Origin of the sequence: Muricoccus harenae (assembly GCF_009848505.1) — a bacterium.
GTDB classification, from domain to species: domain Bacteria; phylum Pseudomonadota; class Alphaproteobacteria; order Acetobacterales; family Acetobacteraceae; genus Roseomonas; species Roseomonas harenae.
On sequence record NZ_WWDL01000004.1, the window covers coordinates 124,661 to 138,843 of the forward strand.

The 14,183-nt window shown below is 69.0% G+C and carries 13 protein-coding genes; all 13 read left to right on the forward strand.

The window, feature by feature from the left end; translation table 11 throughout:
* Positions 1–8 precede the first annotated feature (8 nt).
* The 13 genes from GSE44_RS05075 to GSE44_RS05135 all read left to right on the forward strand — a co-directional run bounded on the left by GSE44_RS05075 (position 9) and on the right by GSE44_RS05135 (position 14,177).
* Positions 9–1,061 carry an ABC transporter substrate-binding protein gene (locus GSE44_RS05075; RefSeq protein WP_159347705.1) on the forward strand — a complete coding sequence of 351 codons (1,053 nt, stop codon included), beginning with the start codon at positions 9–11 and terminating at the stop codon, positions 1,059–1,061.
* Positions 1,058–1,912: an ABC transporter permease gene (locus GSE44_RS05080; protein ID WP_159347706.1), complete on the forward strand. Its 855-nt coding sequence runs from the start codon at positions 1,058–1,060 to the stop codon at positions 1,910–1,912. The genes GSE44_RS05075 and GSE44_RS05080 overlap by 4 nt, the downstream gene beginning before the upstream one ends.
* 1 nt (position 1,913) lies before the next feature.
* Positions 1,914–2,603 (forward strand): GntR family transcriptional regulator, encoded by a 690-nt coding sequence (locus GSE44_RS05085; RefSeq protein WP_159347707.1) that lies wholly within the window; start codon positions 1,914–1,916, stop codon positions 2,601–2,603.
* 84 nt (positions 2,604–2,687) lie between these two features.
* Complete coding sequence (locus GSE44_RS05090; RefSeq protein WP_159347708.1) at positions 2,688–4,235, forward strand: ABC transporter substrate-binding protein; 1,548 nt, start codon at positions 2,688–2,690, stop codon at positions 4,233–4,235.
* Positions 4,236–4,347: 112 nt separating this feature from the next.
* Entirely contained in the window at positions 4,348–5,334 is a 987-nt protein-coding gene (locus GSE44_RS05095; RefSeq protein ID WP_235924566.1) for an ABC transporter ATP-binding protein, read from the forward strand.
* On the forward strand, positions 5,331–6,401 hold the full coding sequence (locus GSE44_RS05100) for an ABC transporter ATP-binding protein (RefSeq protein ID WP_159347710.1): 1,071 nt from the start codon (positions 5,331–5,333) through the stop codon (positions 6,399–6,401). The genes GSE44_RS05095 and GSE44_RS05100 overlap by 4 nt, the downstream gene beginning before the upstream one ends.
* On the forward strand, positions 6,398–7,927 hold the full coding sequence (locus GSE44_RS05105; RefSeq protein WP_159347711.1) for an ABC transporter substrate-binding protein: 1,530 nt from the start codon (positions 6,398–6,400) through the stop codon (positions 7,925–7,927). Before GSE44_RS05100 ends, GSE44_RS05105 begins: the two co-directional genes overlap by 4 nt.
* A gap of 4 nt (positions 7,928–7,931) precedes the next feature.
* The gene (locus GSE44_RS05110) at positions 7,932–8,879 is read left to right on the forward strand and encodes an ABC transporter permease (protein WP_159347712.1); all 948 of its coding nucleotides are present in this window, start codon (positions 7,932–7,934) and stop codon (positions 8,877–8,879) included.
* The gene (locus tag GSE44_RS05115) at positions 8,876–9,757 is read left to right on the forward strand and encodes an ABC transporter permease (RefSeq protein WP_159347713.1); all 882 of its coding nucleotides are present in this window, start codon (positions 8,876–8,878) and stop codon (positions 9,755–9,757) included. Before GSE44_RS05110 ends, GSE44_RS05115 begins: the two co-directional genes overlap by 4 nt.
* 194 nt (positions 9,758–9,951) lie before the next feature.
* Positions 9,952–10,707 (forward strand): IclR family transcriptional regulator, encoded by a 756-nt coding sequence (locus GSE44_RS05120; RefSeq protein WP_159347714.1) that lies wholly within the window; start codon positions 9,952–9,954, stop codon positions 10,705–10,707.
* A complete protein-coding gene (locus GSE44_RS05125) occupies positions 10,704–12,407 on the forward strand; it encodes a hypothetical protein (RefSeq protein ID WP_201305935.1) in 1,704 nt (567 codons plus the stop codon). The genes GSE44_RS05120 and GSE44_RS05125 overlap by 4 nt, the downstream gene beginning before the upstream one ends.
* Positions 12,404–13,165 carry a hypothetical protein gene (locus GSE44_RS05130; protein ID WP_159347715.1) on the forward strand — a complete coding sequence of 254 codons (762 nt, stop codon included), beginning with the start codon at positions 12,404–12,406 and terminating at the stop codon, positions 13,163–13,165. Before GSE44_RS05125 ends, GSE44_RS05130 begins: the two co-directional genes overlap by 4 nt.
* Positions 13,155–14,177, forward strand: coding sequence for a dipeptidase (locus GSE44_RS05135; RefSeq protein ID WP_235924567.1), 1,023 nt, complete (start codon positions 13,155–13,157; stop codon positions 14,175–14,177). Before GSE44_RS05130 ends, GSE44_RS05135 begins: the two co-directional genes overlap by 11 nt.
* The last annotated feature ends 6 nt before the right edge of the window (positions 14,178–14,183 follow it).

Sequence of the window (14,183 nt, forward strand, 5' to 3'; positions counted from 1 at the left end):
AGCTTCCCATGACCGAACGTCCATCCGGCGCCTCGCGGCGACAGCTCCTCGGCCTCGGCGCCGCAGCCGGCCTGCTGCCCTTCATGCCGCATGTGGCGCGGGCGCAGGCCTCCGGCCGCGTTGTCGTCAGCACCTGGGGCGGCGACTATGCGAAGTTGCTGGGCAGCAACATCGACCAACCCCTGCTGGCGCCGAAGAACATCGAGGTGACGCAGGATGTCGGAACAGAGCCCGCGCGTGTCGCGAAGCTGATCGCGCAGCGCCGGCTGCCACGCGGCAATGTGGATATCCTCTGCACCCAGGCGCCTCAGGCCTATGACCTGAACGAGGCGGGGCTGCTCGAGCCGCTGGACGAGAGCAAGGTGCCGAACATGCGTCATCTCCTGCCCGAGATGCGCAACAGCTACGCCCTGCCGCATATCTTCAGCCCGCAGATCATCATCTACAACACGGAGCGCGTCTCGGCGCCGCCAACCACCTTCTCCGACCTCATGTCCGACCGGTTCAAGGGCAAGGTCGGACTGCTCGACAACAGCTTCATCTACATCGTCATGGCCGCGGCCCTGCAGAAGACCGGCGACGCCATGAACTTCGATGCTGCCAAGCCTGATCTAGAAAAACTCGTGAAGGACGGCAACAGGACCTACACCGTCACCGATGCCTTCGCCCCCGCCCTGCGCTCGGGCGAGATCGATGTCGGGCCCGTCTGGCAGGCTCGCACGATCTTCTGGCGGAAGGCCGGCGTTGCGGTGCAGAGCGCCTTTCCGAAGGAAGGCAGCATCATCTATGTCTCGTCCATGGGCGTGCCGAAGAACGCACCGAACAAGGCGGCCGCCTTCGCCTATCTCAACGCGATGCTGGAGCCCTCCGCTCAGCGCGGCTTTGCCGACAGCATGGGTTATCTCCCCACCAGCAGTCAGGCGACACTGGAGGGCGAGGTCGCCCAGCGTCTGGCCCTGCCGGAGCGGCGTCCCAAGCTGATCGCGCCCGACTACGCCAAGCTGGCCGCCGCGCGGGACGGCCTGAACGACTGGTGGCGCCGCCTGCTGGACGGGCGATGAGCCGCCGTCCGCAAGGATTGACGGCCGGCCTGCTCATTGGGCCGGCCACGCTCGTGGTGCTGGGGGCACTCGTCGCGCCCCTGGTGCTGCTCGCACGCTACAGTCTGAACCGCTATGACCGCACGAACTTCATGGTCGAGGCTCTGACGCCCGAGAATTACCTGCGCTTCCTCTATGATCCTTTCTACACCGGCGTGCTCTGGACGACCCTGTGGATCGCGCTGGTCACCACGACCCTCTGCCTGGTGCTCGGCTTTCCCATCGCCTATCGCCTTGCACGATCGCAGAGCCGCTGGAAGTCGGCGGGGGTGCTCCTGGTCATCCTGCCCCTCTTCATCGGCAGCACGGTGCGGGCGCTGGGCTGGATGGGCGTGCTCGGGCGCGGCGGGCTGCTGGACAGCGCGGCGGCCGCCATGAACCCTGGCTCGAGCGTGGCGCTGCTCTATACCCCCTTCGCCGTCGTGCTTGGCATCCTCTCGATCAACCTGCCCTATATGGTGCTGACGCTGCAGAGCGTGATCGAGGGCATTGATGCCCGCGTCGAGGAAGCTGCGGAAAGCCTCGGCGCCGAACCCTCGCGCCGCTTCCTGCTGGTGGTGCTGCCGCTGGCCCTGCCGGGACTCGCTACGGGGGCCGTGCTCGTCTTCATCCTGGCAATGAACGCCTATGCCACGCCGCTGCTTCTCGGGGGCGCGCGCTTCCAGATGATGGCGCCGATGCTCTTCCGGGAATATGCCGTGAACAACAATTGGCCCTTCGCCGCGGCGATCGCATTCATCCTGATGGTGACGACGCTGACGCTGACCGCCGCCTCCAGCGCCTTCGTCCAGCGCCGCTACAAGGCGGCCTGAGATGGCCGGCCGCAAGCTGCAACGCCAGACGGTGGTGGAATCCGCGGCGGAGGAGTTGCGCCGCCGCATCCTGGCCGGCGAGTTCCGCGCCGGCGAGGCGCTGCGCCAGGATGCGTTGGCCGAAGAATTCGGCATTAGCCGCATTCCCGTGCGGGAGGCCTTCCGCCAGCTGGCTGCCGAAGGGCTGGTGACCATCCACGCGCATCGCGGCGCCGTCGTCAGCACCCTCTCCCCAGAAGAGATTGCTGAGCTGTTCGACCTGCGGGCGCTGCTGGAGCCCGACCTCATCCGCCGCGCCGTCCCGCGCATGGCGGAGGCCGACTTCGCCGAAGCCGCCCGCATCCTGTCGGAATACAGCGCCGCCATCGACCGGTCCGATCTCAATGCCTGGGGCGAGTTGAACACGGAGTACCACCTGGCGCTCTACCGCCCGGCCGCGCGGGTGCAGACCCTGGCGCTCGTGCGCACCCTGCTCGCCAACACGGATCGCTATACCCGCCTGCAGCTTGCCGTCGCCGGGGGCACGGACCGGGCAAAGGCCGAGCATGCGGAGCTGCTCGAAATCTGCCGTCGCGGTGCCTCGGAGGAGGCGGCGCGCTTCACGAGACGGCATGTGATGGAGGTGAAGCGGGACCTGCTGCGGCTGATCGTTGCCACTTCGCCGGAAGCCTCCCTAGAAGCGGCGGATTAAAAGCAGGAGATCGGGGGCTGCAAGCCTCCTCTCTGGCACAGGGATTGCGTGATTTTCCGGCGCAGTTCCAGGCCGGAGGGCGATATGACCACCAGCTTCCAGACGGCGCGGCCCTCCCGCTCACCAGGCCGCGCCCTGCGCATTCTCCTGGGAGCGCTCCCGCTCCTTGCCGGCCTGGGTGCCGCCGAGGCACAAACACTGCGGATCGGCATGCGCGACGATCCGGACATCCTCGATCCTACGCTGTCCCGCACCTATGTCGGCACGGTCGTCATGACCGCGCTCTGCAACAAGTTGTTCGACTTCGATGAGAAGCTGAACATCGTGCCCATGCTCGCCACGGGCTACGAATGGACAGACGAGAAGAACCTGATCATCCGCCTGCGGTCGGGCGTCACCTTCCATGACGGCACGCCATTCGACGCGGCGGCGGTGAAGTACACGCTGGAACGGCATCTCTCCATGCAGGGCAGCTACCGCCGCAGCGAGATCGGCGCGATGGGCCATGCGGAGGTGGTCGATCCGCTCACCGTCCGCGTGGTGATGAAGCGCCCCTTCGCGCCCTTCGTTGCTGTGCTGACCGACCGCGCCGGCATGATGGTCAGCCCCAGGGCCGCGGAGGCCGCGGGGCGCGACTTCGGCCGCGCGCCCGTCTGCGCGGGACCCTTCCGCTTCGTCGAGCGTGTGGCGCAGGACCGCGTGGTGGTGCAGCGCTACCCGGGCTACTGGGATGCTGGCCGCATCCATTATGACCGCGTGCATTACAGCATCATGCCGAACAGCACCGCGCGCCTCGCCAACCTGCAATCCGGTACGCTGGACCTGACCGAGGTCGCCCCGCTGGACGCGGAGACGGTGACGAAGGACCGCCGCCTTGCCCTCGTCTCCACGCCCAGCCTCGGTTATGGCTCAATCACCATCAACCTCGGCGACCACCCCCAGGCCCGCACGCCGCTGGCGCAGGATGCGCGGGTGCGACGTGCCTTCGAGCTGTCGCTCGATCGGAAGGCGCTGACCGAGGTGGTCGTCGCCGGCCTCTACGAGCCGGCCGCCCAGCCCACGGCCCCTGCCAGTCCACTGCACGTCCCCTCGGTCACCCCGTCCGCCCGTGATATTCCCCGCGCCCGCGCCCTGCTGCGCGAGGCCGGCGTCGCCACGCCGCTGAAGGTCTCGCTGCTGGTCTACAACACGCCGCAGGCCGTGCAGTCCGGCGAGGTGATCCAGGCGATGGCGGCGGAGGCCGGCTTCGAGGTGGAGGTGAAGGCCTTCGAATTCGGCGCCGCACTCACCGCCGTGAACAACGGCGAACTCGCCATGACGCTCGGCGGCTGGTCGGGTCTGCTGGACACGGACAGCAATTCCTGGAGCTTCCTGCACACTGGCGGCGCGCTGAACATGGCGCGCTACTCCAACCCCGTGGTGGACGCCGCGCTGGACCGCGCACGGGAGTCCACGGATGTCGCAACGCGTCGCGCGGCCTATGAGGAGGCATGGAAGCAGATCGGGGCGGATCTGCCGCTGATCTACCTCTGGCAGACGCGGAACGTGGCAGGCGTGTCGCGCAAGGTGGCCGGCTTCCGCCTGCTGGCCGATGGCTTGATCCGCTTGCAGGATGTTCGGCCTGCGCCATAGTGGCGCGCCGCATCGGGGCGTCCGGGATGGTGGGAAACGGGATGGTGAGGTCGATGGGGTTCTGCAGCCTGTGCGGGAATGCTGCGCTCCCGCGCCGGAAGGGAAGGGGCCAGTGACGCACCTCGCCCTGGAGGTCCGCGACCTCGCCGTCACCTTCGGCACGGAACGCGGCCCACTGCGCGTGCTGGACGGCATTTCCTTCTCCATCCCCGCCGGCCGGACCGTCGCGCTGGTGGGAGAAAGTGGCTGCGGCAAGTCGGTCGCCTCCTTGGCCGTGATGGGCCTGCTGCCGCCCAGCGCAACGGTGGAGGGCACGATCCGCCTGGAAGGCCGCGAGATCGCGGAGTTGCCACCCGAGGAACGCCGGAAGCTGCGCGGCGCCGATCTAGCCATGATCTTCCAGGAGCCAATGACGAGCCTGAACCCCGCCTTCACCGCGGGCGATCAGGTGGCCGAGGCGCTGCGGCTGCACCAGGGCCTGGATCGCGCGAAGGCGCATGAGGCGGCCGTGGCGATGCTGGAGGCCGTCCGCATTCCCGAAGCCGCGCGCCGCGCCCGCCAGTATCCGCACCAGCTTTCCGGCGGGATGCGGCAGCGTGTGATGATCGCCATGGCGCTCGCCTGCCGCCCGCGCGTGCTTATCGCCGACGAGCCCACCACTGCGCTCGACGTCACCGTGCAGGCGCAGATCCTCGCCCTGCTGGACGAGCTGCGCGCCGGCACCGGCACCTCTGTCCTGCTCATCACCCATGACCTCGGCGTGGTCGCGGATCACGCGGATGAGGTGGTGGTGATGTATGCCGGCCGCGTCGCCGAGATCGGCCCTGCCGCGCAGGTGCTGGCAACGCCACAGCATCCCTACACCGTTGGCCTGCTCGGCGCCGCGCCGCGGCTGGACGGCCCGCGCGGCACGCGTCTCGCGACGGTGGAGGGAACGGTGCCTGATCTCGCCAATCCGCCCGAGGGCTGCCGCTTCAAGTCCCGCTGTCCCTTCCGCATAGCCGTCTGCGACACAAAGCCGCCGCTCTACGACGTCGGCCCCGGCCATCGTGCGGCCTGCCACCGTGCGCCCCTCGAGCAGATCCTGGAGGCTGCGTGAGCGCCGCGCCCCTCCTGCAGCTGGATGGCGTCGTCCGCCACTTCCCCGTGCGCGACAGCCTCGGGCGTCGGCGCGGCGCCGTGCGCGCGGTGGATGGCGTCTCCCTCACGGTCGGTGAGGGAGAGGTGCTGGCCGTGGTTGGCGAAAGCGGCTGCGGCAAGTCCACCCTCGGCCGCCTCGCCCTGCGCCTGGACGAGCCTGACGCAGGGAGCGTCCGCTTCGCCGGCACAGATCTGCGCGCCATGCCTCCCGCCGCGCTGCGCCAGCAGCGGCGGCACATGCAGATGATCTTCCAGGATCCCTATGCCAGCCTGGATCCACGCATGACGGTGGGGCAGGCGGTCGCCGAGCCGCTGCGCCTGCACGGCATCGTGCCCCGCGCCGGCGAGCGGGCGCGGGTGCAGGAACTTCTCTCCCGCGTCGGCCTGCGCCCCGAGCACGCGGATCGCTGGCCGCATGAATTCTCTGGCGGGCAGCGCCAGCGCATTGCGATCGCACGTGCCCTGGCCAGCGGACCTCGCCTGATCGTGGGCGACGAGCCCGTCAGCGCGCTCGATGTCTCCGTGCAGGCCCAGGTCATCAACCTGCTGCAGGACCTGATCCGCGAGTTCCGCCTTGCCTTCATGCTCATCAGCCATGACCTTGCCGTGGTGCGCCATGTCGCGGACCGCGTGGTGGTGATGTATCTCGGCCGGATCGTGGAGGAGGGGCCGGCGGAGCATGTTTTCGCCACGCCGCGCCATCCCTACACTCGTGCGCTCCTGGCCTCCGTCCCCGGCGCAGGCGGGAAGGGGGCCCCGCTGCAGGGCGACCTCCCCAGCCCCATCTCGCCCCCCGCCGCCTGCCGCTTCCACACACGCTGCCCGCATGTGCAGGCGATCTGCCGCGAGCAGGATCCGCCCCTGGTTGCCGGCGCCACCGCTGCCACGCCCACGCACCGCGCCGCCTGCCATTTCCAGGACGTGCTGCCGGCAGCGCCGCCCGCCACCGAGCACCCTGCCGGCGACCGGCTGGCCCGCCTGCAAGCCTTCTTCGCCCCCAAGCCAGACATGGGAAACGCCGCATGACCGCCCGCATCCTCGCGCCGCTCGCCATTGCGGCGACGGTCCTCGCCGGGACCGCCCAAGCCCAGGCCCCAGCATCGAACCTGCCGAACCTCCGCATCGGCCTGCGCGAGGATCCGGACATCTTGGACCCCACGCTGGCGCGTTCCTTCGTCGGGCGCATCGTCTTCGCCAGCCTTTGCGACAAGCTCTTCGACATCAACGACAAGCTGGAGATCATCCCCCAGCTCGCCACCAGCCATCGCTGGGAGGATCCGAAGACCCTTCTCATCACCCTGCGCGAAGGCGTCAGCTTCCATGATGGCGAGAAGATGGACGCCGAGGCCGTCCGCTACTCCCTCATGCGCCATCTCTCCATGCAGGGCAGCTTCCGCCGCGGCGAAATCACCGATCTGGAGAGCGTGGAGGTGGTGAGCCCCACCACCTTGCGCCTGCGGCTGAAGCAGCCCTCCTCGCCCTTCCTGAGCCAGCTCACCGACCGTGCCGGGATGATCGTCAGCCCCAAGGCCGCTGAAGCCGCCGGCCGCGACTTCGGGGCGAAACCCGTCTGCGCCGGCCCCTTCCGCTTCGTCGAGCGTGTGGCGCAGGACCGCATCGTGCTGGAACGCTTCGCGGGCTATTGGAACGCCGCGAATATCCACTTCAATCGCGTCACCTTCCAGCCCATCACCGACAGCACCGCGCGGCTGGCCAACCTGCAATCCGGCACGCTGGACCTGATTGAGGTCACGAGCCCGAGCGACGTGCCCGGCATCCGCGGCGACCGGCGCCTGCGCCTCTCCACCGTGGACGGGCTGGGCTACTGGAACATTATCTTCAACATCGGCAACGGAGCCCGCAGCCAGACGCCGCTTGGCCAGGACGCCCGCGTGCGCCAGGCCTTCGACCTCGCCATCGACCGCGAAGCGCTGATCCAGGTGGTGTATGAGGGCCTTCACACCCCCGCCTCCCAGCCGATCCCGCCCGCATCGGCCATGCATGTGCGCGATCTGGCCGTCACCGCGCGCAACCTCGAACGCGCCAAGGCCCTGCTGCGCGAGGCCGGCGTCCGCACGCCCGTCACCATCGATCTGATGCTGGCCAACAGCCCCGAGATGCGCCAGGCCGGCGAGGTCATCCAGTCCATGGCCGCGGAGGCCGGCTTCGATGTTCGCGTGGTTGCCACCGAATTCGCCTCCGCCCTTCAGGCCGCGGTGCGCGGCGACTATCAGGCCTATCTCAACGGCTGGTCCGGCCGCCCCGATCCCGATGGCAATGTCTGGACCTTCATGCACAGCCGGGGCGCGCAGAACGACGGCAAATACGCCAACCCCGAAGTGGACTCGCTACTTGACCAGGCCCGAACCGAGAGCGATCCCGCCAAGCGCACCAGCTTCTACTCCCAGGCCTTTCGCCTCGCGCTGACGCAGGACCGCGCCCGCGCCTATCTGTGGCACCCAAAGATCATCATGGCGCATACGGCGCGGCTGCAAGGCTTCACCCTGGTGCCGGATGGCCTCATCCGCGTCCAGGGCATGCGGCTGCAGTAGCGCCATGTGGGGCTGGCTGCTGCGCAGGCTGGGGCAGATCATCCCCACCCTGCTGATCCTTTCCGTCATGATCTTCGCCCTGCAGCAGCTCATGCCCGGCGACCCTGCCATCATCATGGCAGGGGAGGAGCGGGGCGACCCGCAGGTGCTGGCTGAGATCCGCGCCGAGCTGATGCTCGACCGCCCGGTGTGGGAGCAATACGCCGCCTGGCTCTGGCGCCTGCTGCATGGCGATCTCGGCTTTTCCTGGCGCATCCGGCAACCTGTCGGATCGCTGATCCTGGAGAAGCTGCCGGTCACGCTGCAGCTCGGCACCATGGCCTTCGTCATTGCGGTCGCTATCGGTGTGCCTGCGGGGGTCATCTCCGCCGCCTATCGGGATCGCCCGGCGGACTGGGCAGCGAACGGCATCGCGCTTGCCGGCATCTCCACGCCGAACTTCTGGCTAGGGATCATGATGATCCTGCTCTTCAGCGTGCAGCTCGGCTGGCTGCCGCCCTCCGGCTATGTGCCGCTGTCGGAGGACTGGCGGCAGTCCCTGGCCACCACCATCATGCCGGCCTTCGTGCTGGGCGGCGGCATCGCCGGCGTGTTCATGCGCCACACCCGCGCCGCCATGATCGGCGCACTGGGCCAGGATTATGTCCGCACCGCCCGCGCCAAGGGCCTGCCGGAGCGCACCGTCATCGGGCGCCACGCCCTGCGCAACGCGCTGATCCCCGTCGTCACCCTTGGCACCATTGAACTCGGCCGCCTGCTGGCCGGGGCCGTGCTGACGGAGCAAATCTTCTCCATTCCCGGCTTCGGCAAGCTGATCGTGGATGCCGTGTTCAATCGGGATTATCCGGTGGTGCAGGGTGTCGTCGTCACCACCGCGGTTATCTTCGTTAGCCTCTCCCTGATCGGGGACATGCTCTACATGGCGATCAACCCGCGGCTGCGCGCGGCATGAGCGCGACCACCGCCGCACCGGCCGTGGCGAAGGCGGACAGCCCGGGCCGCCGCGCTCTGCGCCGCTTCCTGCGCCACCGCCTTGCGGTGCTAGGCCTCATCATTGTCATCGTCTTCGTGCTGGCCGCGGTCCTTGCTCCCTGGATTGCGCCTTATGACCCTGTCGCCACCTCCTGGTCGCGCATCCGCAAGCCGCCCTCGGAACTCCACTGGTTCGGCACGGATGAGAACGGACGGGACGTGCTCTCCCGCGTCCTCTGGGGCGCGCGGGCCTCGCTGTTGGCGGGCGCCCTTTCGGTCACTGCCGCCTTGCTGCTCGGCGTGCCCTTTGGCCTGCTGGCAGGCCTCACCGGCGGATGGGTGGACACGATCATCTCCCGCGTCACTGACGCCATGCTGTCGGTGCCCTTCCTCATTCTCGCCATTGCCCTCGCGGCCTTCCTCGGTCCGGCGCTGGAGAATGCGATGCTCGCCATCGCCATCTCCGCCAGCCCCATCTTCGTGCGCCTCGCGCGCGGCATGGCGATGGAGGCAAAGGCGACCGAGTGGGTGGAAGCCGCACGCTCCCTCGGCAACCCGCCCTGGCGGATCGCCATGGTCCATGTGCTGCCGAATATCGTGCCGCCGCTGCTGGTGCAGGCAACGCTCGCCATCGCGGAGGCCATCATCGCCGAGGCCTCACTTTCCTTCCTCGGTCTTGGGCAGCAGCCGCCCAACCCCTCCTGGGGCTCGATGCTGAACGCCGCGCAGCGATTCCTCACCCAGGCACCCTGGATGGCAATCTATCCGGGCCTCGCGATCTTCCTCGTCGTCCTCGCTTTTAATCTTTTCGGCGACGGCCTGCGCGACGCCCTGGACCCGCGCGCCCGCGGCCGCTGAGACCGATTCCGGCAGCACGCCCAGCCCGCTAGCCAGTCCCGTCCGATCCGAGCTCATGGCCGGTCCCGATGCCACCCGTCGGGGCCGCACCGCCTCGCGCGGAAAATGCGCAGGATTGTGAAAAGGATTTGACGTGGATCGATGACAGTTCGACTATCGCTCTGGATCGAATACAACGTCTTTGGATGGAATACATGCCGCGTGGCACTGAGACGCAGGAGGATGAGGACTCGCCGGCTTCCGGCGTCCGCCCGCTCTCCTCTGCGCTCAAGACGCTGGCGCTGCTCGACCATCTCGGTCGCAGCCGTCAGGCGGTTCGCCTCGCCACCCTTTCGCGCGAGCTTGGGATCGGCCGCGCCACGATCTACCAGCGCCTTGTCACCCTCATCGCCGGCGGCTGGGTCGAGCAGACCTCCGAAGGCCATTTTCGCCTCACTCTCCGTGCCGCCCGCGTGGCACAGGCGGCGACCGAGCAGGCCGGCCTTGGCGCCCGTACCCTGCCGATCCTCGAGGCGCTGACGGCCGAAACCGGTGAAGCCGCGTCCCTCGCCGTGCTGGAGGATGACGAGCCCTGCATCGTGCAGCGCGTGGAGCCGCAGGGCCTGCTGCGCGTGGAGATGCGCGTGGGCGCCACCATGTCGCTGGGCGGCAGCGCCTCCGGCCGCGTGCTCCTCGCCTATGTCGATCCCGCCAAGGCCCAAAGGCTGGCGCCGGAGCTCGACCCCGCAATCCTGGAGGCGGTGCGCGAGAGCGGCCATTCCATCTCCAGCGGCAAGACCATGGAAGGCATCCGTGCGGCGGCCGTGCCTGTCTTCGGCCATGACGGCAGCTGCGTCGCCGCCCTTTCCCTCGTTGCCCCGGTGCAGCGTTTCGCGCCGGATGGCTGGATCCAACCCCTGCGTGCGGCAGCCGAAGCCCTGCGCGCCATCATGGAGGGCCGCCCCGCGTGAGCGCCGCGCTTCCGATCACTGCCGCGGTGCCCGCACCGCGCGATCCCGAAGTCCTGATGCGCCCCGAGCGCCTCGCCGCCCTCCAGCCCAGCCGCGTCAGCGCCTCCCGTGCGCTGATGGTGCAGGCAATCCGCGAGCGCTGGAAGATCATGACGCGCCGCTTCGACATCGGCGCCGATTCCGCCGGCACCGCCATCTATGAGATCGAGACGCCCGGCGGCACCTTCAGTTTTCTCGCCTTCTCCAACACGCCGAAGCGCGCCGGCCGCACGGGCCGGATCATCGGCCGCACCTGGGACATGACCGGCGCGCTGGTCGAGGGCGTGGCGGATGAGGCGGTGATCGAGGCGACGCGGCGCGAGCTGCCCAAGCTCTATGCCGGCCGCGCCACCCCCGGCACGCTCATCTGGTGCCGCTCCAACCGCAGCATGCGCGTCTTCGACGCGACGGTGGAGGCGCTCGCCTCCGGCCGGCAACCCGAACCCGCCCTGGTCGCGCAATCCTGCTACCTGATGCGCAACACGGGGCTGGACGGCAACGGCACCTTCGGCACGCGCTCCTTCCTCGCGCTGGAGAAAAATCACGCGCTGCGCCGCCCGCTCGCCGCGCAGATGCTCGCTGCCTATATGATGCGCGAATTCGCCGCCGATCTCGCGAACCGCCTGGCCGCGCTGCAATCGTCGCAGGCTGTCTCGCTCTCACCGGAGATCCGCCGTTTCCTCGGCATCGGTAACGGTTCCGCCCTGGGCCTGATCCTCTTCATCAACAACCATCCACGCCTGATCGACGCCTGGATCGGCGCGCGCGAGGACAGCATCGCCGCCGCCCGCGCCCTGCCCCTGCGCGCGGGCGACGAGCGATTGGCCCGCCTCGAATCCCTCCTGCGCCGCGCCGCCCGGTTCCGGCGCGAGGACCGCATGGTCTATGACGCCTTTGCACCCAGCGCGCTGATCGCGGAGCAGCTGGAGGAGGTGGCCGGTCTCGTCGCCACCCTGCGCGAGCAGGGGAGCAGTGCCACCTATCCGCTCGACGAGCTGGCACAGCAGGTCGGCGCCCGCTTCCATCCCGAAACGCAGGAAACCCTGCTGTCCCTGATGATCGAGCTGGTGCCGGAGGAAGCCGACCGCCTCGCCCGATCGACCACCGTCAGCGAGGAGATGGAGGTTCGCCCGGCCATGACGGTGTCCGCCCTGCGCGACATCCTCCGGCGCGAATACGCCTGGGCCCTGGCGTTGGACCTGACGGCCCCCGCCGCCTACGCCCATGTCTGGTACAAGTCCGCCACCGCCGAGGAGCCCCGCCGCGGCCCGAAGGACGAGGTGCCGCCCGGCACCTTCAATCTTGGCCTCGACGTGCCGGGCCTGGTGCAGGCGCTGGATGCCGCACTCGCGACGCGCGGTCCGTCCGAGCCCGTCGCACGCCTTCTCCTCGCCCGTCCGGACCTGCGCCAAATCACCGCCCGGGTGCAGAGCCTCGCCGGGCTGCGCTACCACCAGCCGCAGACGAACATCATGGGCGATGACTTCGTCCCCGCGCATCTCGTGCGCCTGATGAACGTGGCAATCCACGGCGTCGACAAGACGCGCGACTACCTCGCCCGCAACCTGCGCGGTGTGCTCTTCCACGGGGCTCCCACCGCCGCCGATCTCGCGGCCGGCGCCGATCCCGACTGGTTCTATCCGCCGGAGCCGGAAGCATGAGCGCCGCCTGTTCCGAAGGCCCCGTTACGCTTCTGCCGCGCGAGGTGAGGTTGGTGGTGGAGCGCATCCTCCTCCTGACCGCCCTGCCGGCCGGCTCCATCCCGGCGGTGCGCGACGTGGTGCTCTACGCCGCCGCCGCCGGCCTCGGCGGCTTGCCGCTGCTGCGCCAGCGCTTCGAGGATCTGCGCGCCGCCGATCCCGCCGCGCTGCGCATCACCGAAGCCGCGCCCGGCGTGCTGGCCGCGGATGCCGGCGGCCAGCACACCTGGACCGTCCTGCCCATGATCCTCGATGCGCTGGGTGAGGCTGCCGCGCGCGAAGGCTCAGCCATGGCCAGCGTGACCAACCTGCTCGACCCCGAGGAACTGCGCGCCGCCTGCGCCCTCGGCCCGCGCCACGGCCTTTCCGTCTTCGCGGCGGAAGGCGCCTGCACCGGCCCGGCCACGGGGCGGGAGGCCGCGCTGCGCCGCACGGACGCGCCCGGCACCACGCTGCTCGCCATCCCCGCGCCCGATGCGCGGGACGCCGTGCTGGACCGTGCCCTGCGCCAGGGCGTGACGGTGGAGCCCGAACTCTGGTGGGCGCTGCACCACCTATCCAACACGGCCCTGTCCACCGACACGCCGGAATCCCGCCGCCATGCCGGCCCGGTGATCGTCCAGCCCGATGGCCGCATCATTGGCCGCAGCGACCATGACGACGACACCGATATCTCCCTCCTCATCAGCACCAAGCCGGAATCCGCCGATGCCCACTGAAGGCCCTCAGCCGATGTCCAATGGCGGCCTGCGGCCGATGCTCATCGACGGCCTGCAATGCGGCCACTTCACGCCGGAGGTCTTCGCTGCCCTACGCCGTGGGAAGATCGGCGCCGTGACCGTGACCTGCGGCTTCTGGGAGGACCCGATGGAGTCCTTCGACGCCCTCGGCCGCTGGCGCGACCTGATCGCGGAGAATGCGGAAACCTGCGCCGTCGCCTGCACCCCCGCCGAGGTCGAGGCGGTGAACGCCTCCGGCCGCACCGCCATCATCCTCGGTTTCCAGAACACGGACCTGTTCGGCGGCCGCATCCGCCTGGTGGAGATGTTCGCGGAACTCGGCGTGCGCGTCGTCCAGCTCACCTATAACAACCAGAACGCCGTCGGCGGCAGCTGCTACGAGCCGAGCGACAGCGGCCTCGCCCGCTACGGGCGGGAAGTGGTGCGCGAGATGAACCGCGCCGGCATGCTCATCGACTGCTCCCATGTCGGCGAGCGGACGACACTGGAGGCCATCGCGCATTCCGAGAAGCCGATTGCCGTCACCCATGCCAATGCCACCAGCCTCGTTCCGCACAGCCGCAACAAGGGCGATGCCATCCTGCACGCCCTGCGCGACAGCGGCGGGGTGATGGGCTGCGCCGTCTACCGCAACATCACCGGTGACTATTATTGCGCCTCGGTGAAGAACTGGTGCGAGATGGTGGCGCGGACGGTGGACATCGCAGGCCTCGACACGGTCGCCATCGGTACCGATTACGGCCATGACAACACGCCTGCCGACTATGCCTGGATGCGCATGGGCCGCTGGACGCGCGGCATCGATCATGGTGCCTCATCCGCCGGCAAGCCGATCCGCACGCCCAAAGCCGAATGGCTCGCCGAAGGCGTTTCGGGCCTTGGTCAGATCCCTGACGGCCTGCGCCAGGTGGGTTTCCAGCCGCAGGAGATCGAGCAGATCATCCGGGGCAACTGGATGCGGCTCTACGCCGCCACGTTCCGCACGAACTGAGGAGGC

Coding starts and splice junctions, on each gene's coding strand:
- GSE44_RS05075 (WP_159347705.1), top strand. CDS start 9: ATGACCGAACGTCCATCCGGCGCCTCGCGGCGACAGCTCCTCGGCCTC.
- GSE44_RS05080 (WP_159347706.1), top strand. CDS start 1,058: ATGAGCCGCCGTCCGCAAGGATTGACGGCCGGCCTGCTCATTGGGCCG.
- GSE44_RS05085 (WP_159347707.1), top strand. CDS start 1,914: ATGGCCGGCCGCAAGCTGCAACGCCAGACGGTGGTGGAATCCGCGGCG.
- GSE44_RS05090 (WP_159347708.1), top strand. CDS start 2,688: ATGACCACCAGCTTCCAGACGGCGCGGCCCTCCCGCTCACCAGGCCGC.
- GSE44_RS05105 (WP_159347711.1), top strand. CDS start 6,398: ATGACCGCCCGCATCCTCGCGCCGCTCGCCATTGCGGCGACGGTCCTC.
- GSE44_RS05110 (WP_159347712.1), top strand. CDS start 7,932: ATGTGGGGCTGGCTGCTGCGCAGGCTGGGGCAGATCATCCCCACCCTG.
- GSE44_RS05115 (WP_159347713.1), top strand. CDS start 8,876: ATGAGCGCGACCACCGCCGCACCGGCCGTGGCGAAGGCGGACAGCCCG.
- GSE44_RS05120 (WP_159347714.1), top strand. CDS start 9,952: ATGCCGCGTGGCACTGAGACGCAGGAGGATGAGGACTCGCCGGCTTCC.
- GSE44_RS05130 (WP_159347715.1), top strand. CDS start 12,404: ATGAGCGCCGCCTGTTCCGAAGGCCCCGTTACGCTTCTGCCGCGCGAG.
- GSE44_RS05135 (WP_235924567.1), top strand. CDS start 13,155: ATGCCCACTGAAGGCCCTCAGCCGATGTCCAATGGCGGCCTGCGGCCG.